Annotated in this window: 20 protein-coding genes; 10 read left to right on the forward strand and 10 right to left on the reverse strand. The window is 64.6% G+C overall.

Annotation, left to right across the window (positions count from 1 at the left end; all coding sequences use genetic code 11):
- Nucleotides 1-260 precede the first annotated feature (260 nt).
- The 4 genes from RO07_RS03450 (at nt 261) to RO07_RS03465 (ending at nt 5,108) form a co-directional block, all read left to right on the forward strand.
- A complete protein-coding gene (locus RO07_RS03450) occupies nt 261-977 on the forward strand; it encodes a FadR/GntR family transcriptional regulator (protein WP_039414149.1) in 717 nt (238 codons plus the stop codon).
- A 93-nt stretch (nt 978-1,070) separates the two neighbouring features.
- Nucleotides 1,071-3,560, forward strand: a complete 2,490-nt coding sequence (locus RO07_RS03455) for a penicillin-binding protein 1A (RefSeq protein ID WP_237171435.1) — start codon at nt 1,071-1,073, stop codon at nt 3,558-3,560.
- 139 nt (nt 3,561-3,699) lie between these two features.
- Nucleotides 3,700-4,590, forward strand: a complete 891-nt coding sequence (locus RO07_RS03460; protein ID WP_052266989.1) for a class I SAM-dependent methyltransferase — start codon at nt 3,700-3,702, stop codon at nt 4,588-4,590.
- Nucleotides 4,591-4,619: 29 nt separating this feature from the next.
- Nucleotides 4,620-5,108: an ATP-binding protein gene (locus RO07_RS03465; RefSeq protein ID WP_039408092.1), complete on the forward strand. Its 489-nt coding sequence runs from the start codon at nt 4,620-4,622 to the stop codon at nt 5,106-5,108.
- A gap of 44 nt (nt 5,109-5,152) precedes the next feature.
- On the opposite strand, the gene RO07_RS03470 is transcribed toward RO07_RS03465, so the two are convergent.
- Nucleotides 5,153-5,860: a glutathione S-transferase N-terminal domain-containing protein gene (locus RO07_RS03470; protein WP_039408094.1), complete on the reverse strand. Its 708-nt coding sequence runs from the start codon at nt 5,858-5,860 to the stop codon at nt 5,153-5,155.
- Nucleotides 5,861-6,319: 459 nt separating this feature from the next.
- Here RO07_RS03470 and RO07_RS03475 point away from each other — a divergent pair, with 459 nt between their 5' ends.
- Entirely contained in the window at nt 6,320-7,141 is an 822-nt protein-coding gene (locus RO07_RS03475) for an alpha/beta fold hydrolase (protein WP_039414158.1), read from the forward strand.
- 151 nt (nt 7,142-7,292) lie between these two features.
- Here RO07_RS03475 and RO07_RS03480 read toward each other — a convergent pair whose 3' ends face one another.
- The 3 genes from RO07_RS03480 to hppD all read right to left on the reverse strand — a co-directional run bounded on the left by RO07_RS03480 (nt 7,293) and on the right by hppD (nt 11,357).
- Entirely contained in the window at nt 7,293-8,492 is a 1,200-nt protein-coding gene (locus tag RO07_RS03480) for an amino acid aminotransferase (protein WP_039408096.1), read from the reverse strand.
- Nucleotides 8,493-8,688: 196 nt separating this feature from the next.
- Complete coding sequence (locus tag RO07_RS03485) at nt 8,689-10,074, reverse strand: amino acid permease (protein ID WP_039408098.1); 1,386 nt, start codon at nt 10,072-10,074, stop codon at nt 8,689-8,691.
- Nucleotides 10,075-10,283: 209 nt separating this feature from the next.
- Nucleotides 10,284-11,357: a 4-hydroxyphenylpyruvate dioxygenase gene (gene hppD, locus RO07_RS03490; RefSeq protein WP_039408099.1), complete on the reverse strand. Its 1,074-nt coding sequence runs from the start codon at nt 11,355-11,357 to the stop codon at nt 10,284-10,286.
- Nucleotides 11,358-11,698: 341 nt separating this feature from the next.
- On the opposite strand from hppD, the gene RO07_RS03495 reads away from it, so the two are divergent.
- On the forward strand, nt 11,699-12,172 hold the full coding sequence (locus tag RO07_RS03495; RefSeq protein ID WP_039408100.1) for an Lrp/AsnC family transcriptional regulator: 474 nt from the start codon (nt 11,699-11,701) through the stop codon (nt 12,170-12,172).
- Nucleotides 12,173-12,575: 403 nt separating this feature from the next.
- Nucleotides 12,576-14,288, forward strand: a complete 1,713-nt coding sequence (gene leuA, locus RO07_RS03500) for a 2-isopropylmalate synthase (RefSeq protein ID WP_039408101.1) — start codon at nt 12,576-12,578, stop codon at nt 14,286-14,288.
- A gap of 181 nt (nt 14,289-14,469) precedes the next feature.
- Here the strand turns inward: leuA and pcaF are convergent, their stop codons facing one another.
- From pcaF to RO07_RS03515, 3 genes are all read right to left on the reverse strand, one after another.
- A complete protein-coding gene (pcaF, locus tag RO07_RS03505; RefSeq protein WP_039414161.1) occupies nt 14,470-15,672 on the reverse strand; it encodes a 3-oxoadipyl-CoA thiolase in 1,203 nt (400 codons plus the stop codon).
- A 67-nt stretch (nt 15,673-15,739) separates the two neighbouring features.
- Nucleotides 15,740-16,390, reverse strand: a complete 651-nt coding sequence (locus RO07_RS03510) for a CoA transferase subunit B (RefSeq protein WP_039414163.1) — start codon at nt 16,388-16,390, stop codon at nt 15,740-15,742.
- 33 nt (nt 16,391-16,423) lie between these two features.
- The gene (locus tag RO07_RS03515; RefSeq protein ID WP_039408102.1) at nt 16,424-17,101 is read right to left on the reverse strand and encodes a 3-oxoacid CoA-transferase subunit A; all 678 of its coding nucleotides are present in this window, start codon (nt 17,099-17,101) and stop codon (nt 16,424-16,426) included.
- Between the two features lie 392 nt (nt 17,102-17,493).
- Here RO07_RS03515 and RO07_RS03520 point away from each other — a divergent pair, with 392 nt between their 5' ends.
- The gene (locus RO07_RS03520; protein WP_039408104.1) at nt 17,494-18,294 is read left to right on the forward strand and encodes an IclR family transcriptional regulator; all 801 of its coding nucleotides are present in this window, start codon (nt 17,494-17,496) and stop codon (nt 18,292-18,294) included.
- A 306-nt stretch (nt 18,295-18,600) separates the two neighbouring features.
- Nucleotides 18,601-19,350, forward strand: coding sequence for a carbonic anhydrase (locus RO07_RS03525; RefSeq protein WP_039408106.1), 750 nt, complete (start codon nt 18,601-18,603; stop codon nt 19,348-19,350).
- Between the two features lie 82 nt (nt 19,351-19,432).
- Here RO07_RS03525 and RO07_RS03530 read toward each other — a convergent pair whose 3' ends face one another.
- The 3 genes from RO07_RS03530 to RO07_RS03540 all read right to left on the reverse strand — a co-directional run bounded on the left by RO07_RS03530 (nt 19,433) and on the right by RO07_RS03540 (nt 22,560).
- Nucleotides 19,433-19,642: a DUF2783 domain-containing protein gene (locus RO07_RS03530; protein ID WP_039408108.1), complete on the reverse strand. Its 210-nt coding sequence runs from the start codon at nt 19,640-19,642 to the stop codon at nt 19,433-19,435.
- Between the two features lie 53 nt (nt 19,643-19,695).
- A complete protein-coding gene (locus tag RO07_RS03535; RefSeq protein WP_039408110.1) occupies nt 19,696-21,438 on the reverse strand; it encodes an FAD-dependent oxidoreductase in 1,743 nt (580 codons plus the stop codon).
- 162 nt (nt 21,439-21,600) lie between these two features.
- Nucleotides 21,601-22,560 carry an MBL fold metallo-hydrolase gene (locus RO07_RS03540; protein ID WP_039408111.1) on the reverse strand — a complete coding sequence of 320 codons (960 nt, stop codon included), beginning with the start codon at nt 22,558-22,560 and terminating at the stop codon, nt 21,601-21,603.
- A gap of 240 nt (nt 22,561-22,800) precedes the next feature.
- Here RO07_RS03540 and RO07_RS03545 point away from each other — a divergent pair, with 240 nt between their 5' ends.
- Nucleotides 22,801-23,622, forward strand: a complete 822-nt coding sequence (locus RO07_RS03545; RefSeq protein ID WP_052266990.1) for an IclR family transcriptional regulator — start codon at nt 22,801-22,803, stop codon at nt 23,620-23,622.
- Nucleotides 23,623-23,658 lie beyond the last annotated feature (36 nt).

The raw sequence follows: 23,658 nt of genomic DNA on the forward strand, positions 1-23,658 counted from the left end.
TGCACGCGGTCATGCGTTTCGCGAGGGGCACGGCGGTTGGCGCGGACGTGGCGTCCAGCTGCCGCGATGATCGACACTTCCGAACCGTTCGGGCAAACTGGTCGTACCAGTTGCGATGAAATTCGGCGCAGCGGGCAAAATCGCATGATTCCCGGCACATGTGCGAATGGCGCGCGTTCGCAAGCCGCAACGCTTGTGCGCCGCCATCGTGCGCATATGACGCACCCCCGCGCATGGCGCCATTCGCAGGAGACATCACCGTGAGCGGTCTCAATCTGACCGAGCGCATCACGCGCGAGCTCGAGACCCGTTTGATCGAGGGTGCGTGGTCGCCGGGCGATCGCATTCCGTCCGAGCGCGCGCTTGCCGAATCGCTCGGCGTGGCCCGCTCGACCGTGCGCACGGCGCTGCAGCGGCTCGTCGCGCGTGGTCTGCTCAAGACGCGCGCGGCCTCTGGCGTGTTCGTGTCGGATCGTCTGCAGACGGGATTGATTTCGCCGTGGCGACAATTGGTGAGCGATCATCCGGAACTGCGCCCGGACATGCTCGAGTTTCGTCTGATGCTGGAGGGCACGACCGCCTATCTCGCCGCGGTGCGCGCCACCGACGAGGATCTCGCGCGAATGGGAGAACTGGTCGACGGTCTGGTCGACGCCCATCGGCGCGGCGATACCGTGCTCGAATCGCGTCTCGACGCAGACTTCCACACGGCGCTGGCCAACGCATCGCACAACGCGATGCTGCGACACCTGCAGGGCAGCGTGGTCAAGATGCTCCACGAGCACATCTCGCTCAACAACGCCGGGCTCATGGAGCTGCGCGAGCATGCGTCCGAACACATCCTTGCGCAGCATCTCGCGCTGTGGGAAGCGATTCGCGCGCGTCAGCCGGATGAGGCCCGTCGCATCATGCGCGAGCACATCGTTTTCCTATGGCGCAAGCTGGAACCGGATTCCCCGGTGGCGCTCATTCCCTGAGACGGCCGGCGAGGCCGTCGGTTTTGGTAGGATGCGGACTTTGCCACGCGTTCCCGCATCGTGAAGCGCCCGATTTCGTCGCTGTTTGCGTCACTGCTGCATGCCGTCGCCCAGGCGGGCCGGCATGCGGTTCGACTTACTCAACCCCTGCGACCCCATGCGGCTCGCGCCTGGTATCGCCTGCGCCACCCGACGCGTCGCGGCGTGCTCATCGCCATTGCCGCCGGGCCTTGCCTGCTGGTCGCCTACACACTGATCCTGATTCCGTTCACGCCGGGCATTCGCGACATCCGGCGCGCGAAAGTCGACCGTCCCGCGCAGGTGCTGTCGGCCGATGGCAAGCTGCTCGCCGAGTTCCGCCCGTCGAACCGCGAGTGGGTCCCGCTCGCGGAAGTGTCGCCCAACGTCGTCAAGGCGCTGGTCGCGACCGAAGACCACCGCTTTTATGAGCACCACGGCCTCGATCTGAAGCGCACGGCATCGGCGGCGCTGCACACGTTCTCCGGCGACCGGCAGGGCGGCTCCACGCTCACTCAACAGCTCGCGCGAAACCTGTATCCGGACGAGATCGGCCGGGCCCCCACGCTCACGCGCAAGCTCAAGGAAGCGATCACCGCGTTCAAGATCGAAGCGCTCTACACCAAGCCGGAGATCCTGGAGACGTACCTGAACACGGTACCGTTCCTGTACAACGCGTACGGCATCGAAATGGCCGCTCGCACGTACTTCGACAAATCGGCCGATCAGCTCGACGTGGTCGAGGCGGCAACGCTCGTCGGCATGCTCAAGGGCAACAGCTATTACAACCCGGTGATCAATCCCGAGCGGGCGTTGCAGCGTCGCAATACGGTGCTCGCGCAGATGGTCAAGTTCGGCGATCTCGATGCATCGAAGCTTGCCGCGTTGCAGAAACGTCCGCTGCGCATCGACTTCGAGCGTCAGACGGAGGAGCCGGGGCCGGCGCCGCACTTCGCGCAGCAGCTGCGCAAATGGCTTATCGGCTGGGCGGATCGCAACGACTACAACATTTATTCCGATGGTCTTGTCGTGCACACGACCATCGATTCGCGCTTGCAAACGATGGCAACGCAGGCGCTCACGCATCAGGCCAACCAGCTGCAGGGCATCGCCGACGCCAACTGGTCGGCGCGCGGTGGTTGGCGCGACAGCACGGCGCTGGTGCAGTCGTTCGTGCGCGAGTCGGCGGAGTATCGCAACGCGGTGGCCGGCGGCGAAGCGCCCGAGGCCGCGATGAAACGCCTCGTCGCCGACAGGACGTTCATGCAGACCCTGCGCGCGACGAAGACGCGCGTGCAAGCGGGTTTCCTCGCCGTCGATCCGCGCACCGGCGAGATTCGCGCGTGGGTCGGCAGCCGAGACTTCACCACCGATCCGTTCGATCACGTGCAACAGGCGCGTCGCCAGCCGGGCTCCACATTCAAGCCGTTCGTGTACGGCGCGGCGTTCGCGAAGGGCCGCAAGCCGGAGGACACCATCGTCGATCAGGCGGTGGAGATTCCGCTCGCGGGCGGCGAGGTCTGGCGGCCGAGCGACGACAGCGCGCCGACAAACAAACCGATGACGTTGCGCGATGCGCTCGCACAGTCGCGCAACACGGTCACGGCGCAACTGATGCAGGACGTCGGCCCGTCGCGTGTCGTTGGACTGGCGCGTGCAATGGGCGTGCGCGAGAGCAAGCTCGATCCGGTGCCGTCGCTGGCGCTGGGTACGAGCCCGGTGTCGCTCAAGGAGATGGTGTCCGCCTACGGCACGATTGCCGATGGCGGCGAGTACCGCGAACCGACCATGGTCACGGAGATCACGAACGCCGAAGGGGAGGTGCTGGCCACGTTCTCCCCGGCTCGCCCGGAACGCGCGCTCTCGGCCGACGACGACTACACGCTGCTCGACACCCTGCGCGCTGTCATCAATCGCGGTACCGGCAACGCGATCCGCACGCGCTTCGGCATTCGCGCCGACGTCGCCGGCAAGACCGGCACGACGCAGGAAAATGCCGATGGCTGGTTCATTCTCATGCAGCCGCAGCTCGTGGCTGGCGCATGGGTCGGCTTCAACGACAGCCGCGTCACGCTGCGCAGCGACTACTGGGGGCAGGGCGCGCACAGCGCGTTGCCGATCGTTGGCGATGTCTTCTCGCGTGCGTTGCGCGCCAGGATCATCGACGCCAACGCGAAGTTCGAAGCGCCGGACCACCGTCACTGGTACAGCGACTGGTGGGCGCGCGCGTCGGCGTGGGTCAAGCAGCTTTTCGCGAAGGCGCCTGAGCCGGAACCCAAACCGAAGCCGGTGAAGCGCCAGGCATCGCCACCGCCGGCGGCTCCGGCGGCGGGAGCATCGCTGCCCGACGCCGCAAGCGACGGCGGCCCGTTGCCGGTGCCGGTCGCGTCCGCGGTGCTCGCGCAGCCCGAATATGCGCAACCCGCGAGCGCGCCGCGCGGCACCACGATCCCCGGGGTGCCGGGCGAATGGAATGGCCCGGGAGGATCATCGACGCCGTCGCAGCACCCGCCGAGCGGGATGAGCGGGCCGAATGGAGCGAACGGGACCGGCAGTGGTGCGTGAAGGGCGGCAAAAAAACTTGACCTGAAGTCGACTTGAGTTGGCAGACTGCGTGATGTAGCCATGCCGACGGCAGGACACGACATCATGGGGATCGAGTGGGCGCCGTCGGCACGTGCGCGACAAGCAATGAGGTTTGCAAATGAAACACTCGGAGACTTATCCGGTGACACATCCGACGACACCCTCGGCCAATCAGGACCAATTCGCGCTATGGAACGGTCCTTCGGGCAACGCCTGGGTCGACAACCGCGCCGCGCTCGACCAGATGTTCGTGCCGCTGGCGCGCTTTCTCATCGACCGTGTGCATGAAGCGGCGCGGCGCCTGCCATCGGGCCGTCTGCTCGATGTCGGATGCGGCACCGGCGGCGCGACGCTCGCCATCGCCAGTTCGCTTGGCGAGCGCTGGCAATGTACGGGGGCCGACATTTCGGCACCGATGATCGCCGTCGCGCGTTCGCGCGCCGCACACGCGCGCACCCCGGTCGAGTTCCTGTCTGGCGACGTGCAGACCCACGATTTTCCCGCCCGGCAGTTCGATCTCGTCGTTTCACGACTCGGCGTGATGTTCTTCGACGATCCCGTCGCGGCGTTCGTCAACCTGCGCAAAGCGGCGAAGCCTCGGGCGCGGTTGCATGCGCTCGCGTGGCGCAGTGTCGCCGAAAATCCGTTCATGACGGCCGCCGAGCGTGCCGTTATGCACTTGTTGCCGTCCTTGCCGCCGCGTCAGACCGGCGCACCGGGCCAGTTCGCCTTTGCACAGCGCGAGCGTGTCGAGTCGGTCCTTGCGGCAAGCGGATGGGAGGACGTCGCGCTTACGCCCGTTCATTTCGAATGCACATTCGCGGTGGCGGATCTTCGTGAGTACGTGTCGCGCCTGGGGCCTGTCGGGCTGGCGCTCGCAACGCTGCAGCCGTCCGAGCGGGAGCGTGTTGTCGACGCCGCCGTGCAGGCCTTTGCGCCATTCACCGACGGCCATGAGATGCGCTTCACCGCCGCATGCTGGCACCTTGCGGCGCGAGCCCCGGCATAATCGAGGCTCATTGACGCTGCAGAACCCCGATGAGCCACGTCCGCATTTTTTGTCTGAACGGTCCGATCAATTCGGGCAAGTCGACCGTTGGCCGGCATCTCGCGGCATTGCTGCCGGGGGCGACGTTCGTCGAAGGCGACGACCACGACGCGCAGGACGCGCCTGATCTCCCCACTCGCGTTACGGCGGCACTGCTACGCATAGAAACGCTGATCGCCCGGGCGGGCGGCGATCTCGTCATCGCCTATCCCTTGCGCGACATCGACCATGCGCGCGTGCTCGCCGCCGCAAAAAAGCGTGGGGCGACACTGTTCGTCGTCACCCTCGCGCCGCCGATCGCCGTCACACTCGGCAATCGCGGGGCGCGAGAACTCACCGCCGGGGAGCGCACTCGCATTCACGAGATGTTCGACGAAGGATACGCGGCACGCAACTTCTCGGATCTCGTCATCGACAATTCGGGCACCTCTGCCGAGCAATGCGCGCAAACGATCGCGCGGCACTTTCATCTGATTTGATGGGACTGGCCGAGTTTGTGTGCATCCCCGACGGGGCGCCGGCCTTACGCGGGGCGCTTTGGGATATCGAGCCCGCGAATCACCGCCGGACGCGCGACGAAGGCATCGAGTGCGCGCTGCACGTTCCTGAACTGGCTGAAGCCGACCAGTTCACCCGCTTCGTAGAAGCCGACGAGATTGCGAATCCATGGGAACGTGGCGATGTCGGCGATGGTGTATTCGTCGCCCATGATCCATTGCCGGTTCGCGAGATGCGCGTCGAGCACGGCCAGCAGACGCTTCGCTTCGTTCACGTAGCGGTCGCGCGGACGCTTGTCTTCGAAGTCCTTGCCGGCGAACTTGTTGAAGAAGCCGACTTGACCGAACATCGGCCCGATGCCACCCATCTGAAACATTACCCACTGCAGCGTCTCGTAGCGCACGGCGGGGTCGGCGGGCAGCAGCTTGCCTGTCTTCTCGGCCAGGTACCAGAGAATCGCGCCCGACTCGAATAGCGGCAGCGGCTTGCCGCCGGGGCCGTTCGGATCGAGGATCGCGGGAATCTTGTTGTTCGGATTGAGCGAGAGGAATTCCGGCGAGAGCTGATCGTCGGTCTGGAAACTCACCAGATGCGGCTCGTAGGGCAGCCCGATTTCCTCGAGCATGATCGACACCTTCACGCCGTTGGGCGTGGGCAGCGAATACAGTTGCAGGCGGTCGGGGTGCGCAGCGGGCCACTTACGTGTGATCGGAAACTGGGAAAGTTCGGTCATGGGGATCGACGTATTCGGTTTGAGCGGCTCGGAACGCCGCGGGACAGCCAATATAACGCCAAGCGCGGGGGGGGCGCCGAACCCGGCATCGGGCGACATTGGTGGCGCACACCCTCAACCCACGCGGCCTATGCGCACCGCGGAGATGCATGGCAAACGGGCACTACCGCATCCGTACCGCGCATATGACAACGGCATGGACTCACGTGTGAATCTTCCTCACGGGGACATCAAGCATTCTCACCTTGAACGCGCGACCGGCACCGCGTTAAATAAAAGTCTTCACGCCCGCCGGGCCCCTCGGGGTGCACGTCGACGCGTGAAGCTCAGTCTTTGGCCGGTGGAGCCCACCGCGCCGTCTGCTGTGTCGGGCCGAGGCATCGATTCCGCGCCTTTGCGGTGCCGGGTCCGACGTTCTTCGTTGCCGTTTTGATTCGCGCATCGCGCAAGGATCCCATCATGAGCATCTTCAAGACGAAAGATGGCACCTCGATTTTCTACAAGGACTGGGGCAAGGGCCGCCCGGTCGTGTTCTCCCACGGATGGCCACTCTCGGCCGATGCCTGGGATGCGCAAATGCTGTTCCTCGTGCAGCACGGCTACCGCGTGATCGCGCACGATCGCCGTGGGCATGGCCGCTCGGAGCAACCGGGCACCGGCAACGATATGGACACCTATGCCGATGATCTGTCGGAACTGGTCGAATGGCTCGATCTGAAGGAAGCGACGTTCGTCGGCCACTCGACCGGTGGGGGCGAAGTCGCGCACTATCTCGGCCGCCACGGCACACGTCGCGCGGCGCAGGCGGTGCTCATCGGCGCAGTGCCGCCCATCATGGTCAAGACGGACAAGAATCCCGGCGGGCTGCCCATCGGCGTGTTCGACGAGATTCGCGCGAACGTGACGAACAATCGCTCGCAGTTCTACCGGGATCTCGCCGTGCCGTTCTATGGCTACAATCGACCGAACGCGAAACCCTCGCAAGGCGTGATCGACGCGTTCTGGCTGCAGGGCATGTGGGGCTCGCACCTTGGCCAATACCTGTGCATCAAGGAGTTCTCCGAGGTCGACTACACCGAGGATCTGAAGAAGATCGACGTGCCCGCGCTCGTGCTGCACGGCGACGACGACCAGATCGTGCCGATCGACGACTCGGGCATGCTGAGCGCGAAGATCATCCCGAACGCGACGCTCAAGGTCTACCCTGGCGGCTCGCACGGTATGTGCGTGGTGGAAGCCGACAAGGTCAACGCGGATCTGCTTGCGTTCCTGCGCGGGTAAGGAAACTTGACGCACGGACACGGACACGGACACGAGCCGGCGTCGAGCGTTCAGCGTCCCATGCAAGCGCCGAGCATGCGTAAGCCAAGCGTGCATGAAAAAGGGACGGCGTTGGCCGTCCCTTTTCCCGTCCTGCAAGTAAAGCGGTGTCTCAGGCGTTGCTCAACACCTTGGCGATGCTGTCGGCCACGACGGCAACGTTCTTCTCGTTCAGCCCGGCCACGCACATGCGGCCCGAGCGAATCAGGTACACGCCTTCCTGCTCACGCAGCACGTCGACCTGCGCCGCCGACAGACCCGTGTAGGTGAACATGCCGCGCTGCTCGAGATAGCGCGAGAGCATCGTGTCCGGCACGCGGCCGCGCAGACCGTCGTGGATCGCACCGCGCATGCGCGTGATGCGCTGGCACATCTGCGAGAGCTCGTCCTCCCACGACTTGCGCAGCGCCGGCGTGCTCAGCACCTTGGCGACGATCTTCGCACCGTGCGTCGGCGGGTTGCTGTAGTTCGAGCGCACCGCGCTCGTCAGTTGGCCCAGCACGCGATCGGCCGCCTCCGCCGATTCGCAGATGACCGACAGGCCGCCGCAGCGCTCGCCGTACAGCGAGAAATTTTTCGAGAACGAGTTCGCGACGAATGCAGGCAGGCCCTGACGCGCCAGCTCGCGAATCACGAATGCGTCGGCGTCGATACCGGAGCCGAAGCCCTGATAGGCCATGTCGATGAACGGCAGCAGCTCGCGCTTCTTGAGCACGTCGATCAGTTGCACCCATTGTGCATCGTTCAGATCGACACCCGTCGGGTTGTGGCAGCACGCATGCAGCAGCACCACGCTGCGCACCGGCAGCTTGTCGATGGCATCGACCATCGCTTCGAATTGCAGACCGCCGGTGGTTTCGTCGTAATACGGGTACGTATTCACAGCGAAACCGGCACGCTCGAAGATGAAGCGGTGGTTGTCCCACGTCGGATCGCTCACCCACACCTGCGAACCCGGGAAGTAGCGCTTGATGAAGTCGGCGCCGACCTTGAGGGCGCCCGAGCCGCCGAGCGTCTGCACCGTGGCGATGCGGCCGTCGGCGCGCGCGGCGCAATCCTCGCCGAAGACGAGACCCTGCACGGCGTCGCGATAGTTGGCGAAGCCCGCCATCGGCAGATAGGGCTTCGGACCGACTTCGGCAAGCAGCAGCGCTTCGGCCTCACGCACGGCCTGCATGACCGGAAGACGGCCGTCGTCGTCGTAATAGATGCCGATACTCAGGTTGACCTTGTTGGCACGCGGATCCTTGGCGAAGTTCTCGTTGAGCGAGAGGATCGGATCACCGGGGTAGGCATCGATATGTTCGAACATGGCAGTTCCTGGAATAACGGGAGAAAGTCGGTGAGGCGGGCTCGTGGAGCCCCGGCCGCCCGGCGCAAAGCCGCGACGCCAAACGACTGATGATACCGCTAGTGCGGCATCGCCGGGCACGCCGGACGTCGGACGCCCGGCACATCGACCTTGTTGCATGGGGGCGTCCCAGGCGCGGCCGCCCGGGACGGCGGCATCAGTGCGTGGCGCCAGCCGGCACCGGCGCGGCAGCGTTTTTCATGCGCAGGCGGTAGCCCACGCCCAGCACGACGAGCCACACCGGGATCAGGTACACGGAGATGCGCAGATCCGGGATCAGATACATCACGACCAGGATGCCGCCGAGAAACGCCAGGCACAGGTAGTTCGTGAGCGGATAGCCGAGGCTTCTGAACGAGGTCGTCTCGCCGGCACGCGCCTTGGCGCGGCGGAACGCGAGGTGGATCACGCTGATCATCGCCCAGTTGATGATGAGGGCCGAGACGACGAGACCCATCAGCAGCTCGAACGCCTTGCCCGGCATGAAGTAGTTGATCACCACGCACACGGCCGTGGCCGCGGCCGAGACGCCGAGCGCCACGAGCGGAATACCGCGGGCGTTGACCTTGAGCAGCGCGCGCGGCGCATTGCCCTGACCGGCCAGACCGTACAGCATGCGGCTGTTGCAATACACGCCGCTGTTGTAGACCGACAGCGCGGCGGTGAGCACCACGGCGTTGAGCACGTTCGCGACGAAGTTGCTGTTCAGCTCGTGGAAGATCAGCACGAACGGGCTGCCGCCGGTCACGACCTTCTCCCACGGATACAGCGAGAGCAGCACGCCGAGCGCGCCCACGTAGAAAATCAGGATTCGGTAGATCACCTGGTTGGTCGCGCGCGGAATGGTGCGCGACGGATCGTCCGCTTCCGCAGCGGTGATGCCGACCAGTTCCAGGCCACCGAACGAGAACATGATGACGGCCATCGCCATGACGAGGCCGGACATGCCGTTCGGGAAGAAGCCGCCGTGCTGCCAGAGGTTGGCCACGCTTGCCTCGGGTCCGGCGTTGCCGGAGAACAGCAGGTAGCCGCCGAAGCCGATCATGCCGACGATGGCCGCGACCTTGATGATGGCGAACCAGAACTCCATCTCGCCGTACGACTTCACGCTCGAGAGGTTGATGGCGTTGATGATGCCGAAGCACACGAGTGCCGAGACCCATGTGGGAATCGCGGGCCACCAGTACTGCACGTAGATGCCGACAGCCGAGAGCTCGGCCATGGACACGAGCACGTAGAGCACCCAGTAGTTCCAGCCCGATACGAAGCCGGCGAACTGGCCGCAGTATTTATTGGCGAAGTAGCTGAACGAACCCGCGACCGGTTCGTCGACCACCATCTCGCCGAGCTGGCGCATGATGAAGAACGCGACGACGCCCGCGATGGCATAGCCCAGCAGCACGGAGGGGCCGGCGGTCTTGATGGTTTGGGCGATGCCGAGAAAGAGGCCGGTGCCGATCGCGCCACCGAGCGCGATCAATTGGATGTGACGATTTTTCAGGCCGCGGTGGAGCGACCCTTCTTGTGTTGCGTTGCCGGACATGTCTGTTCCTTACCCGAGGGTCCGCGAACAGACCCTCCTTTCTTGCCAAACGGCGCGTTTCTCTGTTTTCGTCCTGTACGAACGAACCGGAACCGTTGAGCCGCCACGGCGCGGTGCTTGTGACACCGCCACCGTCTCCTTTGGGACCCTCGCCCATCGGGCGAGGATCATGTGACCGGCGGACATGCCGCCGGTTGTCTCCCCTGGACTCAGACCTTGAGCGTGCCGCGCTCGATCTGGTCGCGCTCGAGCGATTCGAACAGCGCCTTGAAGTTGCCTTCGCCGAAGCCGTCGTCGCCTTCGCGCTGAATGTACTCAAAGAACACCGGGCCGAGCACGGTTTTCGAGAAGATCTGCAGCAGCAGGCGCGGCTTGCCGCCTTCGGTCGTGCCGTCGAGCAGGATGCCGCGCGACTTGAGTTCGCCGACGGGCTGGCCGTGACCCGGCAGGCGGGTTTCCAGCGCGTCGTAGTAGAAGTCGTTTGGCGCGGTCATGAGTTCGACACCGGCCATTTGCAGGTTGTCGATGACCTCGATCAGGTTGTCCGTGAGGAATGCGATGTGCTGAATCCCTTCGCCGTTGAAGGCCATCAGGAATTCCTCGATCTGGCCGCTGCCCTTGGCCGATTCCTCGTTCAGGGGAATGCGGATCTTACCATCCGGTGCGGTCATGGCCTTCGACGTGAGGCCCGTGTATTCGCCCGTGATGTCGAAGTAGCGGATCTCGCGGAAGTTGAACAGCTTCTCGTAGAAGTTGGCCCAGTAAGCCATGCGACCACGATAGACGTTGTGCGTCAGGTGATCGATCAGACGCAGGCCGTGACCGACCGGATGACGGTCCACGCCTTCGATGTACTCGAAGTCGATGTCATAGATCGATTTGCCTTCCTCGAAACGGTCGATGAGGTACAGCGGCGCGCCGCCGATGCCCTTGATCGCGGGCAGGCGCAGCTCCATCGGACCGGTCTTGATCTCGACGGGCTGGGCGCCCAGTTCCAGCGCGCGGGCGTAGGCCTTGTGCGAGTCCTTCACGCGAAACGCCATGCCGCAGGCGCTCGGGCCATGCTCGGCCGCGAAGTAAGCGGCTTCGCTGTTCGGCTCGCGATTGACGATGAAATTGACGTCGCCCTGACGGTAGAGCAGCACATCCTTCGAACGGTGACGGGCAACGAGCGAAAAGCCCATTTTCTCGAACAGCGGTTCGAGCACGTTCGGGGTGGGCGAGGCGAATTCCACGAATTCGAAGCCCATCAGTTGCATCGGATTGTCAAAGAGGTCGGCCATGATCGTCTCGGCTTAATGAGTTTGTGAGGTGGCGAATTCGTTGGACGCATGCACCGCTCGACGGTTTTGCGCCGAAGCACCGTCATCGCATCGGAGCGGCTGCCGGATGGTGCAACAAAATTGTGATTTGCTGACCGATGGGTCGGGAAATGGTTTTCCCGCCGTTCCATGCGCCGAAACCCGCGTGATTTCGAATTCCTCGGGGGCGTCCGCGTGCGTTTGCGTCCTTTTACGGCGCCCAGTGTAAGTGGAGCGCTACAAAATAGGATTTCGTTACTGGCACAGGCAAACCCTAGGTTATGCATTAATATTTCTTCATATGCGTACAAGGAGAAATTAAGGTGCACAACATCGAGATCGATCGGATCGACGTCCGGCTGCTGGGCATTTTGCAATCCAACGGGCGGATTTCCAACCTCGAACTGGCCGAAGCCATCAAGCTTTCACCTGCGCAGACGTTGCGCCGCCACCGGCGGCTCGAGGAGATGGGCGTGATCAAGGGCTACGACACGCGGCTCGACGCGCAGCGCCTCGGCTTCAGTGTCGTGGCCTTCGTCCATGTGACGATGGAGCGCGGCCATATCCGCGACCTGTCCAACTTCAAGGGACTGGTCGCGGAACTGGCGCAGATTCAGGAGTGCTTTTCGGTGACGGGCGACATCGATTACGTGCTCAAGGTGGTGGCGCGCGATCTCAAGGCGCTGTCCGAATTCCTGCTCGACACGCTCATGCGCATTCCCGGCGTGAGCGCCGTGAAGTCGAGCGTCTGCCTGGACGAGATCAAATGCACGTCCGCCGTGCCGCTCACGGTTTGATCGCCAACGCGGCTCCGCCGGCACGGCTCACGAGCGTCCGCGTGTTGCCATCCACGCGCATCCACGCGATATCGGAGACGGCGTCCCGCTGCGACCCGGACGGCTGCCTTGCCCATCGCGGGAACCCGGAGGCGACACATCATGGTTGACAGATCCCGAAAATCTGTGATCTCATGTGTCGCATGATCACCGCGCAATTCACCCTCTCGCTACGACTACTAGCCCGCTCCACCGGGCTTGGTCCGTTGCTGCGCGCGTGCATCGTCTGAATTCCTCACTGAAGCACCGCTGATTTTTCCCAGTTACGCCGACCTGAGCCCCGGTTCATCCAACCGGAGGTCGTAGCTGTTTTGCGCTCATGCGTCGTCCGGTTGCCACTTTTTCCGTCAATCGAGACAACGCCATGCTGAAGCACCCTGCCACGAAATACCGCCCGTTCACCCCGGTCAACATTCCGGACCGACAATGGCCGAGCCGCACCATCACGCGTGCGCCCATCTGGATGAGTACCGATCTGCGCGATGGCAACCAGGCGCTCTTCGAGCCGATGGACGCCCAGCGCAAGATGCGCATGTTCAAGACGCTCGTGGCGATCGGTTTCAAGGAAATCGAAGTGGCGTTCCCGTCGGCGTCCGACACTGACTTCAACTTCGTTCGCGAACTGATCGAAGGCGGCCACATTCCCGACGACGTCACCATCGAAGTCCTTACCCAGGCGCGCGACGACCTCATCGAGCGCACCTTCGCCGCCCTGAAAGGCGCCCCGCGCGCCATCGTTCACCTGTACAACGCCACCGCGCCGGAATTCCGTCGCATCGTCTTCAATCTCGACCAGCCGGGCGTGAAGGCCCTCGCCGTGGCCGCGGCCACGACCATCAAGCGTTGCGCCGACGCCGCGCCCGAGACGCAATGGACGCTGCAATACAGCCCGGAGACATTCACCGCCACTGAGCTCGAATTCGCCAAGGAAGTGTGCGACGCCGTGTTCGACGTCTGGCAGCCCACGCCCGAGCGCAAGTGCATCGTCAACCTGCCGGCGACGGTGGAAATTGGCACGCCGAACTATTACGCCGACCAGATCGAGTGGATGCACCGCAATCTGGCGCGTCGCGATTCGCTGATCCTGTCCGTGCACCCGCACAACGATCGCGGTACCGCCGTGGCGGCCGCCGAGCTGGCCGTGATGGCCGGCGCCGACCGCATCGAGGGGTGCCTCTTCGGCAACGGCGAGCGCACCGGCAACGTCGACCTCGTCACGCTCGCCCTGAACCTGTACACGCAAGGCGTGGATCCGGGTCTCGACTTCTCGAACGTCAACGAAATCGCACGCACCTCCGAGGAGTGCACGCAGTTGCCCGTGCATCCGCGTCATCCGTACGTGGGCGACCTGGTCTTCACCGCGTTCTCGGGCTCGCACCAGGACGCCATCAAGAAGGGCTTCGCCGTGCAGAAGCCGGATGCGATCTGGGAGGTGCCGTACCTGCCGATCGACCCGAGCGATCTGGGCCGCACCTACGACTCGATCATTCGCGTGAACAGCCAGTCGGGCAAGGGCGGTATCGCCTATTTGCTGGAGCAGTCGTACGGCGTGCAGATGCCGCGTCGCCTGCAGGTCGATTTCAGCTCGGCCGTGCAGCGCCACACCGACGAGACGGGCGCCGAAGTCACGGCGTCGCAGATCTGGCAACTGTTCCAGAACGAATACGTGGCCTCGCATGAGCCGGTCGCATACGTCGGTCACACGCTCTCGGAGCGAGACGGCCGTCAGCAGATCGCGGTGACCGTCGACATTCACGGACAGCGCACGACGGTCTCCGGCACCGGCAACGGCCCGCTGGACGCCCTGATGAATGCGATACGCACGCCGGTGCGCGTGCAGCACTACGAGGAGCGCGCGCTCACGCAGGGCGCCGACGCCCGCGCCATCGCCATCGCCGAAATGGCGGGCGAGGCGATCGTGGGCAGCGCCTTCGGCGTGGGGATCGATGCGAACCTGACGACGGCATCGATCCGTGCGGTCATCAGCGGCATCAACCGTGCGTATGCGCGCAGCGAAGCCGACGCCCAGGCCAAGTTCTTCGACGCCGTGATGCGCGACGTCGCCAAGGCCGTCTAAACAGGGCGAACGCCCGAGCGAACACTTCAGGCGGGAAAGGAAGGAGACATGGGGCAGACGCGGCCCGCGGCACTGATCGTGCCGGCGGGCACCCGGAGCGGCGTGGCGGCACTTACCCAGTGCCGCGCGTTCCGCCCCGGCCCTGAAACACAAGCGGTGGGATGGGCGGCGCTGCCGCCGGTCACACCGCTTCGATGGCGATAGCGATGCCCTGGCCGACCCCAATGCACATCGTACACAGCGCGAAGCGGCCACCCGAGCGCTTCAGCTGATACATCGCCGTCGTCACCAGACGTGCGCCGCTCATGCCGAGCGGATGGCCCAGCGCAATGGCGCCGCCATTCGGATTGACGCGCAAGTCGTCGTCGGCCACACCGAGCTGACGCAGCACGGCCAGGCCCTGGCTCGCAAACGCTTCGTTGAGTTCGATGACATCGAACTGATCGAGCGACATACCGAGCCGCGCGAGCAGTTTCGTCGTTGCGGGAGCCGGACCGATGCCCATGATGCGCGGTGCCACCCCTGCCGTCGCCATGCCCAGGATCCGGGCACGCGGCGTCAGGCCAAAGCGCGCCGCACTCGCCTCGTCTGCCAACAGCAGCGCGCAGGCGCCGTCGTTGACGCCAGAAGCGTTACCGGCGGTCACGGTCCCATCAGGGCGCACCACGCCCTTGAGTCTGGCAAGCGCTTCCATGCTCGTCGCACGCGGGTGTTCGTCGCGATCCACGACGATCGCCTCGCCCTTCTTCTGGGCGATGGACACCGGCGTGATCTCTTCGGCTAGCGTACCGTTCGCTTGCGCCCGCGCCGCCTTCTCCTGCGAGCGCACCGCGAAGCGATCCTGATCTTCGCGGCTGATGCCGAACTCGGTCGCCACGTTCTCGCCCGTCTCGGGCATCGAATCCACACCGTACTGCGCCTTCATCAGCGGATTGACGAAACGCCAGCCGATGGTCGTATCGAAAATCTCCGCCTGACGCGAGAACGCGCTCGCGGCCTTGCCCATCACGAATGGCGCGCGGCTCATGCTCTCCACGCCGCCGGCGATCATCAGACCCGCTTCGCCGGCCTTGATGGCGCGTGCGGCGGAGCCGATGGCGTCCATGCCCGAGCCGCACAGGCGGTTGATCGTCGCGCCCGGCACGTCCTGCGGCAGGCCGGCCAGCAGCGACGACATGCGCGCCACGTTGCGGTTGTCCTCGCCGGCCTGGTTGGCGCAGCCGAAGATCACGTCGTCGACCTGCGTCCAGTCGACGCCCGGATTGCGCGCGAGCAGCGCCTTGAGAGGGATGGCGCCGAGATCGTCGGCGCGCACGGACGACAGCGCGCCGCCATAGCGGCCGATCGGGGTGCGAATCGCGTCGCAGATGAAGACTTCACTCATGTTCTCTACCTCGATGAAAATCGCCGGGTCACGTGAGGTTCCGGCGATGGTGTCGTTCAGTGGCAACTCAGGCAATGGCCGGTGAGGGCAGCAGCGCGACACCGGTGAGTCGTTGCAGTTCGTCGAACGTGAGGCCGTCGACCATGTCGATGACGCGCAGCCCTTCGGGCGTCACGTCGAGCACGGCGAGATCGGTGTAGATGCGCGTGACGCAACCCACACCGGTGAGCGGATACGTGCAGGTCTGCACGATCTTGCTCTCGCCCTGCTTGGTCTGGTGCTCCATCATCACGAACACCTGCTTCGCACCGCTGGCGAGGTCCATGGCGCCGCCCACGGCGGGGATCGCGTCGGGGGCTCCCGTGTGCCAGTTGGCGAGATCGCCGGTGACGGAGACCTGGAACGCGCCCAGCACGCAGAAGTCGAGATGGCCGCCGCGCATCATCGCGAACGAGTCGGCATGGTGGAAGAACGCGCCGCCCGGCTTGAGCGTGACGGGTTGCTTGCCGGCATTGATGAGGTCTTCGTCCTCTTCGCCCTTGGCGGGCGCGGGGCCCATGCCGATCACACCGTTCTCGCTCTGCAGAATGATCTCGCGGTCGGCGGGCAGATGGTTGGCCACGGCCGTGGGCAGGCCGATGCCGAGGTTCACGTAGGCGCCGTCGGGAATGTCCTGGGCGACGCGGGCGGCCATCTGGTCGCGGGTCAGTCGGTTCACATTGCTCATGGAGTGCTCCGGTTCGGATGGGGCTCAGGCGCGCACGGCGCCAGACACCGCGACGATGCGTTGGACGAAGATGCCGGGCGTGACCACGGCTTCCGGATCGAGGTCGCCCAGCTCGACGACCTCGCTCACCTGCGCGATGGCGCACTTCGCCGCGGTGGCCATGATCGGGCCGAAGTTGCGGGCGGTCTTGCGGTACACGAGGTTGCCCCAGCGATCCCCCTTGAGCGCCTTGATCAACGCGAAGTCGGCGTGAATCGGTGACTCGAGCACGTACGGCTTGCCGTCGATCACGCGCGTTTCCTTGCCTTCGGCGAGCAGCGTGCCGTAGCCGGTCGGCGTGAAGAAACCGCCGATGCCGGCGCCCGCGGCGCGGATGCGCTCGGCGAGATTGCCCTGCGGCACCAGTTCCAGCTCGATCTTGCCCGCGCGGTAGAGCGCGTCGAACACCTGCGAATCGGTCTGGCGCGGGAACGAGCAGATGATCTTGCGCACGCGACCGGCCTTGAGCAGCGCGGCCAGCCCGGTCTCGCCGTTGCCGGCATTGTTGTTGACGATGGTCAGCTCGCGCGCGCCCTGATCGATCAGCGCGTCGATGAGCGCCGAGGGCATGCCGGCGTTGCCGAAGCCGCCAATCATGATCGTCGCGCCGTCGTGAACATCGGCGACCGCGTTGGCGAGCGAATCGTAAATCTTGTTGATCACACGTGCCTCCTGGGCAGTTCCATCGGGCGAAAGGCTCGCGCCCCGGCGCCCCCTGTTGGGTGTCTCCCGGCGATGGCGCCTTGTCCAGCGGCATCGTCTGGTTCACAATGTTCTTAATGCGAACAAATATTCGCTATAAGAACAACTGTGAGGAAGCGTAACCCTCCGTATGTCGGCCGTCAAGCGACGAGGACGGCAGCGTTCGCCTGTCCAGGCATTTGTCGTGGCGGCGTCGCGCGGGCGTCCGCCATGTGTCGCGCGGTGGAACCGGCGGCGCAAATCCATTACGCTTGCGTTCACGCTGACGTTGCCGTCGCGTGCGCGGGTTGCCGCAGCGGAACGGGGACGTTGTCCGGCGTCCCGTTCAACGAAGTTTTCGATGACAGCCACACATGACTCCAGTGCCGAACGACGCCAGCGAACCGACTGACAAGAAACCGGGCGACTCCTATGTCCAGTCGTTTGCGCGCGGACTGGCGGTGGTCAAGGCGTTCAATGCCGAGCGTCCGGCGCAGACGCTCTCCGAAGTCGCGCAGGCTTCAGGGCTGACCCGGGCCGGGGCGCGTCGCATCCTGCTCACGCTCGAATCGCTCGGTTACGTGCGCAGCGAGGGGCGATTGTTTCGTCTCACGCCGCGCATTCTCGATCTCGGTTTTTCCTATCTGACGTCGATGCCGCTGTGGAACCTCGCCGAACCGTTCATGGAGGCGTTGGTGCAGCAGGTGCAGGAGAGCAGTTCCGCCTCGGTGCTCGACGGCGACGACATCGTCTACGTTCTGCGTGTGCCCGTGCGCAAGGTAATGTCGATCAACCTTTCGATCGGCAGCCGGTTGCCCGCCTGGTGCACGTCGATGGGCCGGGTCATGCTCTCCGCGCTGCCCGACGATGAACTCGACGCCGCCCTTCGCCGCGCCGACATTCGTCAGCACACCGGCCGCACGGTGACGGACATCGACTTGCTGCGCGAGCGCATCGTGCGCGTGCGTGCGCAGGGCTGGGCGGTTGTCGATCAGGAACTGGAAGAGGGGCTGATTTCGATCGCCGCGCCGATCCGCAACCGCGCGGGACAGGTCATTGCCGCGATGAATGTGAGCGGGCAGGCGAATCGGACGTCCGCCGCCGAGATGGAGGCGAAGTTCCTGGGGCCGCTGCAGCAGGCCGCCCAGAAGATTTCGCAGATGGTGGTTGTATAGCGGCGGCACAGATGCCGCATCCGAATACAACGCGGGGCGTTCTTCGAATGAAATGCCCTGGTTATTTCGGTGTCTGCAAAACCAAGACGCGCGCTTGATTTTCGATATCGAGCCCACGGTGATAGCCGATGCATCGCCGAATCCCTTTCAGCGGCAAGCTCAAAATCAGATCAAAATCAGAGTGTTCTGATGTTTGGGCGCCATTGAGTCATGTTGAATATGCACTGACGCCAGCCCGGCAGTCTTGGGGGCGGAAATGAGCGAGAGATCGCGATACCCCCCATCTCATATTTTCAAGGACGTCAGATGTGCGATTCAAAAAAATGCACGGCAGAAATCCCGACACCGGCTCGCCGGAAGTTCCTGCGTATGACAGGCTCATCGGCCTTGGTTGCCAGTATCGGCGGGTTGTCAACCAGCGGTCTTGCGATAGCCGCGACTGACAAGGCGCCGCCCAAGCCGCAGAACATCTTGTCACCTGATGACGCATTAACGCGCTTGAGCGAGGGAAACGCGAGGTATGTAGCGGGGCTGACCAAGCGTCACGATTTCGCCCATGAGCGGGAGGCACTTAGCGCGGGACAGAACCCCTATGCAGCGGTGCTGAGTTGCGCCGATTCAAGAATCGCGCCCGAATACGCGTTCGATAGCGCACGGGGGGACCTGTTCGTTGTGCGCGTCGCAGGCAACTTCGTCAACGACGACGTGCTGGGTAGCCTCGAATATGCTGTTGCGGTATTAAAAGTGCCGGTAATCGTCGTACTCGGACACGACAGGTGCGGAGCGGTGGACGCGGCAGTCAAAGTTGCGACGAAGGGCGCGAAATATCCGGGAAGAATTCAATCGCTCGCTGACGCAATCCTGCCGTCGGTCGACAAGATCAAAGGCGAAGCAACGAACCTGCTTGACGCCTCGATTACGCAAAACGTCCGCGATAGCGTGTTTAATCTGCAGGCGCAGTCGGCAATTATCAGGGACGCTGAAAAGGCGGGAAAACTCAAAATCGTTGGCGGGGTTTATCGCCTTCACACCGGAAAGGTCGAGATCTTCGGGTGACAAAGGTCTTGAGGCGACTTGCGCCTCTGACGCAACATGGGTCCGCGAGACGCGCATTCAGCAAGTTGCAGGACGCGATAGCTCAGTGTGCCGGGGTATCCAGTGCGCCGGCACGCGCCAGGCGAATCGCCGAGAGCAGCGTGTCGTGATCGCCGATCTGGTTGGCGAGCAGCAGAATCAGTTGCGCGTTGGCGGCCTGGCTCTGCGCGTCGTTCAGATCGCGGTGCATGTCGATCAGCGCTTCGTAGAAATCGTCGGGACGCGTCAGACGCGGTTGCGTATCGAGTGCCATCAAGTGTCTCCTGCCTGGTCAATTCAATGAACGGTAAGTTGCGCCGCGCGGTCTCATGCGGCGCATTGCAGCGGGGCGACTTCCGGGGCGGTGCGGCCGAGGGCGCGCTCGCGTGCGGCGGCGATGGCCGCGCCGTCGACCGTACGCCAGCGCGCGCACACGTGCTGATCGGGGCGGATCAGGTACACGGTGCCCGGCGTGGCGTCGTAGCGTTGTGCGGCCAATCCTTGAACGTCATGCCAGACGCTGTACGTGCCATGCGTGCCATGCGACGTCTGTGCGGCTTGCGCATCGGATGTCACGAACACCGGCATGACGGGCACGTCGTCGTTGGTCAGTGCATCGAGCGCCGCAAGCGCGTTCGCGTCAAGCGAAGCGGGAGCGCCGAAGACCAGTGCCACGAAGCGGCCGCCCAGGCGCGGCAGCAGCCAGCCGTCCTGGCCGTCGCGCGAGAGCGGTGCATCGACGCACGCGGCGCCGGGCGCCATGCGAGCGGCGAATGCATCGCGCTCCGGGGTGTTGAGCGTGGACGTGTGCAGCACGGCCGGCACGGACAGCCGTCCGCTGTTCACGAGCTGCCGTGCGAAGGCGTGCTCGCGGGCCAATGTCAGCACGGCGTCGCGGAACACGCGCGAGACCGGACTTTTCGGCGTGATGAAATCGGTCGAGCGGGTCGAGTTGCGGATGTTCTCGTCGGCGGCGAATTCCCGCTCGCGTGCGTAGGTGTCGAGCAAGGCATCGGGGGCGCGGCCGGCGAGCACCAGCGCGAGCTTCCACGCCAGGTTTTCGGCATCCTGTACGCCGCTGTTCGCGCCGCGCGCGCCGAACGGCGACACGCCATGCGCGGAATCTCCGGCGAAGAGCACGTGCCCGTGGCGGAAGTCGTCCATGCGCAGGCACGAGAATGTATAGACGCTGACCCATTCCAGCGTGAATTTCGCATCGGGACCGAGCAACGCCTGCACGCGCGGAATCACGCGCTCGGGCGCCTTCTCGGCGACCGGGTCGGCATCCCAACCCAACTGGAAGTCGATACGCCAGACATCGTCCGGCTGACGGTGCAGCAGCACCGACTGATTCGGATGGAATGGCGGATCGAACCAGAACCAGCGCTCGGCCGGGAAGTCCGCCGTCATCTTCACGTCGGCGATCAGAAACCGGTCCTTGAACGTGCGGCCATGGCTGTCCACGCCGATGAGCTTGCGCACGGGGCTGCGCGAGCCATCGGCCGCGACCACGTAGCGCGCACTCGTCCGATATTCGCCGTCGGGCGTCTCCACCGTGAGCGTCACGCTCGCGTCGGCCGAACCCGGCGTGCCCTGCTGCACGAGGCCGACCACCTTGTGCTTCCAGCGGATCTCGATATTGGGCAGTTGCTGCGCACGCTCGAACAGATAGCCTTCGACGTAATACTGCTGGAGGTTGATGAACGCCGGGCGGTGGTGGCCCGCCTCGGGCAGCAGATCGAAGTTGTAGACCTCCTGGTCGCGCAGGAAGACACGACCCACGTTCCAGCACACGCCCTTTTGCACCATGCGATCGCCGCAGCCGAGCCGGTCGAAGATGTCGAGCGTTCGCTTGGCGAAGCAGATCGCGCGCGAGCCGGCCGAGAGCGTGCAGTCGTCGTCGAGCACGATCACGGGCACGCCTTGCTGCGCGAGATCGATGGCCGTGGCGAGACCCACCGGGCCGGCGCCGACCACGACGACCGGATGCGTCGCGCGTGCGCCGCCGTCAGCCTGCTCGGCGCACGGCTGGTAATCGAACGTCAGACGCTGGTAATCGATGCTGCTCATGCAATGTCTCCATTGTCGGCACCTCGCCTTCGCATGCTCGCGCGAGCGGGTTCCGTTTTCTATTCGTTTTCTACTATTTGCCGGCTTGCCAACCTGCCGACGGCGAGCGGTTTTTTCCGCACGCCGTCGTTTCCCACCCGGTGCCGCTGACGGCGAGGACGGTCAGTCCTGCAGCGCGGCCCACATTTCCTTGTCGCGCTGCGCCGTCCAGATGCGCGGATGCGTGATGCCGCTCGCTTCGTCGAACGCGCGCGTCACGTCGAACGGCAGGCAGTGCTCGTAGATGAACACGTGGCCGAACTTCGGATCCATCTTGCTGCGCGTGAGCGCCATCGCGCCCTTCAGATCGAGCTTCTGCTCGACGGCTTGTTTGCCGGCTTCGAACAGCGTCGTCACGAAATCCTTCGTGTAGGCGAGACCCTTGGCGACTTCCGTTGGTGTGGTCAGCGCGGGGCCGCGGCCCGGCACGAGCTTGTCGGCGCCGAGGGCTGCGAGTGCGTCGAGCGTGGCCGGCCATTCGGCGAGTTGGGCGTCGCCGGTGTAGCAGGCGGCGTCGTACTCGACGAGGTCGCCCGAGAACAGCACCTTCTGCGACGGCAGCCACACCACCGTGTCGCCCTTCGTGTGGCCCGAGCCGAGGTGCGCGATCTTCACTTCGAGCTTGCCGAGGAACAGCGTGATCTCTTTCTCGAACACGAGCGTCGGCCAGGTCAGGCCCGGCACCGTCTCGACACCGGCGAACAGACGCGGGAAGCGCTCGATCTCCGACTTCATGTCGGCTTCGCCGCGCTCGACGATCATCTCGTACGTGCCGCGGCTCGCAATGATCTGCTGCGCACCTTCGGCGAAATAGGCCGAGGCGCCCAGCACGCGCACGGCGTGATAGTGCGAGAGCACCACGTACTTGATGGGCTTGTCGGTGATGGTGCGGATCTTGGCGATCAAGTCTTGCGCCATGGCGGGCGTGGCGGTCGTGTCGACGATCATCACGCCGTCGTCGCCGATGATGACGCCCGAGTTCGGATCGCCCTCGGCGGTGTACGCCCAGGCGTTTTCCGACAGTTGGGTGAACGTGACCTTCTTGGCTTCCAGGTCGGCTTGCGAGGCGAATGCTTTGGCCATGCTTGTCTCTCTCTTGTCTCGTCTGCGGGGAGGGTGCTGCTTGATGAGGGCATCTTACGAAAGCCATCAAATATTTGTCAATGACAAATCTTATTGTTATTTGTTAATGTGACGACGTATGCGATGTGGGCGGTGTTTGGATACGGGTTAACCCTTTGGCATGTCGCCCTCGAGGGCGAGGTTGCCGACTTGTTTAGAATCTAGGCCATTTTCTTTTTGGGGCTCGTCTCCCATGACTGCATGAACCGAATTCCGATGGACGGCACCGCCCACGCGAGCACTCAGCCCGGGCGCGCTTCGCGCGGCGTGCAGAGCGTGGACGTCGCCGCGCGCGTGCTGCAGGCGCTCGCACAGGCACGTCGCCCGCTCGGGCCGGGTGATCTCGCCGCGCTCGCCGGATTGCCGGCGGCGCAAGCCCATCCCTATCTGGTGAGTCTCGCGCGGCTTGGCCTGCTCAAGCGCGACCCGATGTCGGGCGACTACGCGCCCGGGCCCATGACATTGCGCCTCGCGCTGCTGCATCTCGAAAACGATCCCGCCTACCGTGCGGCGGTGCCGCGCGTGGTCGCGTTCGCGCGCGAGACGGGCTTCTGTGTGGCGATCAGCACGTTCGCGCCGCAGGGGCCGCTCGTCGTGCATTTCGAGCGCGCGGCATTCCCCTTGCACGTGAACCTGCACGTGGGCTCCGTCATGTCGCTCACGACGACCTCGACCGGGCGTACGTTCTGCGCCTTCACGCCGGCCGTGCAATGGCCGCAGGCATGGCACGAGCAGATGCCTGCCGGCGCACAGGCCCGCGAGTCGTTCGACGCGTCGCTCGACGAAACGCGTGCTCACGGCATGTCGCGCAGCGTGAACACGCCGAGCCCGTCGGTCAGCAGTCTGTGTGCGCCGGTGTTCGACGCGAGCGGGCGTCTGCGCCTCGCGTTGACGGCCATCGGACCGACGGCCGCGCTCGATGTGGCATGGGATGGCGTCGCGGCGAACGCGTTGCGCGCGACGGCCGCCGCCATCGCCGCGCAGGTCGACGCCGGCCTGGAAATTGGTGAGGTGAGCGCATGAACGCCACGCGCACGGGTGCCGACATGGTGGATTCGA

Source organism: Pandoraea pulmonicola (assembly GCF_000815105.2).
GTDB classification, from domain to species: Bacteria; Pseudomonadota; Gammaproteobacteria; order Burkholderiales; family Burkholderiaceae; genus Pandoraea; species Pandoraea pulmonicola.

Excerpts from the sequence above, each read along its gene's own strand:
- RO07_RS03530 (WP_039408108.1), bottom strand. The coding sequence starts at position 19,642 with ATGGCACTCGATACGCAACCGCGTCTGACGCGTCCCGACGATTTCTAC.
- hppD (WP_039408099.1), bottom strand. The coding sequence starts at position 11,357 with ATGGCCGACCTCTTTGACAATCCGATGCAACTGATGGGCTTCGAATTC.
- pcaF (WP_039414161.1), bottom strand. The coding sequence starts at position 15,672 with ATGAGTGAAGTCTTCATCTGCGACGCGATTCGCACCCCGATCGGCCGC.
- RO07_RS03475 (WP_039414158.1), top strand. The coding sequence starts at position 6,320 with ATGAGCATCTTCAAGACGAAAGATGGCACCTCGATTTTCTACAAGGAC.
- RO07_RS03480 (WP_039408096.1), bottom strand. The coding sequence starts at position 8,492 with ATGTTCGAACATATCGATGCCTACCCCGGTGATCCGATCCTCTCGCTC.
- RO07_RS03540 (WP_039408111.1), bottom strand. The coding sequence starts at position 22,560 with ATGGCCAAAGCATTCGCCTCGCAAGCCGACCTGGAAGCCAAGAAGGTC.
- RO07_RS03460 (WP_052266989.1), top strand. The coding sequence starts at position 3,700 with ATGAAACACTCGGAGACTTATCCGGTGACACATCCGACGACACCCTCG.
- RO07_RS03535 (WP_039408110.1), bottom strand. The coding sequence starts at position 21,438 with ATGAGCAGCATCGATTACCAGCGTCTGACGTTCGATTACCAGCCGTGC.
- RO07_RS03520 (WP_039408104.1), top strand. The coding sequence starts at position 17,494 with ATGACTCCAGTGCCGAACGACGCCAGCGAACCGACTGACAAGAAACCG.
- RO07_RS03465 (WP_039408092.1), top strand. The coding sequence starts at position 4,620 with ATGAGCCACGTCCGCATTTTTTGTCTGAACGGTCCGATCAATTCGGGC.
- leuA (WP_039408101.1), top strand. The coding sequence starts at position 12,576 with ATGCTGAAGCACCCTGCCACGAAATACCGCCCGTTCACCCCGGTCAAC.
- RO07_RS03545 (WP_052266990.1), top strand. The coding sequence starts at position 22,801 with ATGAACCGAATTCCGATGGACGGCACCGCCCACGCGAGCACTCAGCCC.
- RO07_RS03470 (WP_039408094.1), bottom strand. The coding sequence starts at position 5,860 with ATGACCGAACTTTCCCAGTTTCCGATCACACGTAAGTGGCCCGCTGCG.
- RO07_RS03525 (WP_039408106.1), top strand. The coding sequence starts at position 18,601 with ATGTGCGATTCAAAAAAATGCACGGCAGAAATCCCGACACCGGCTCGC.
- RO07_RS03485 (WP_039408098.1), bottom strand. The coding sequence starts at position 10,074 with ATGTCCGGCAACGCAACACAAGAAGGGTCGCTCCACCGCGGCCTGAAA.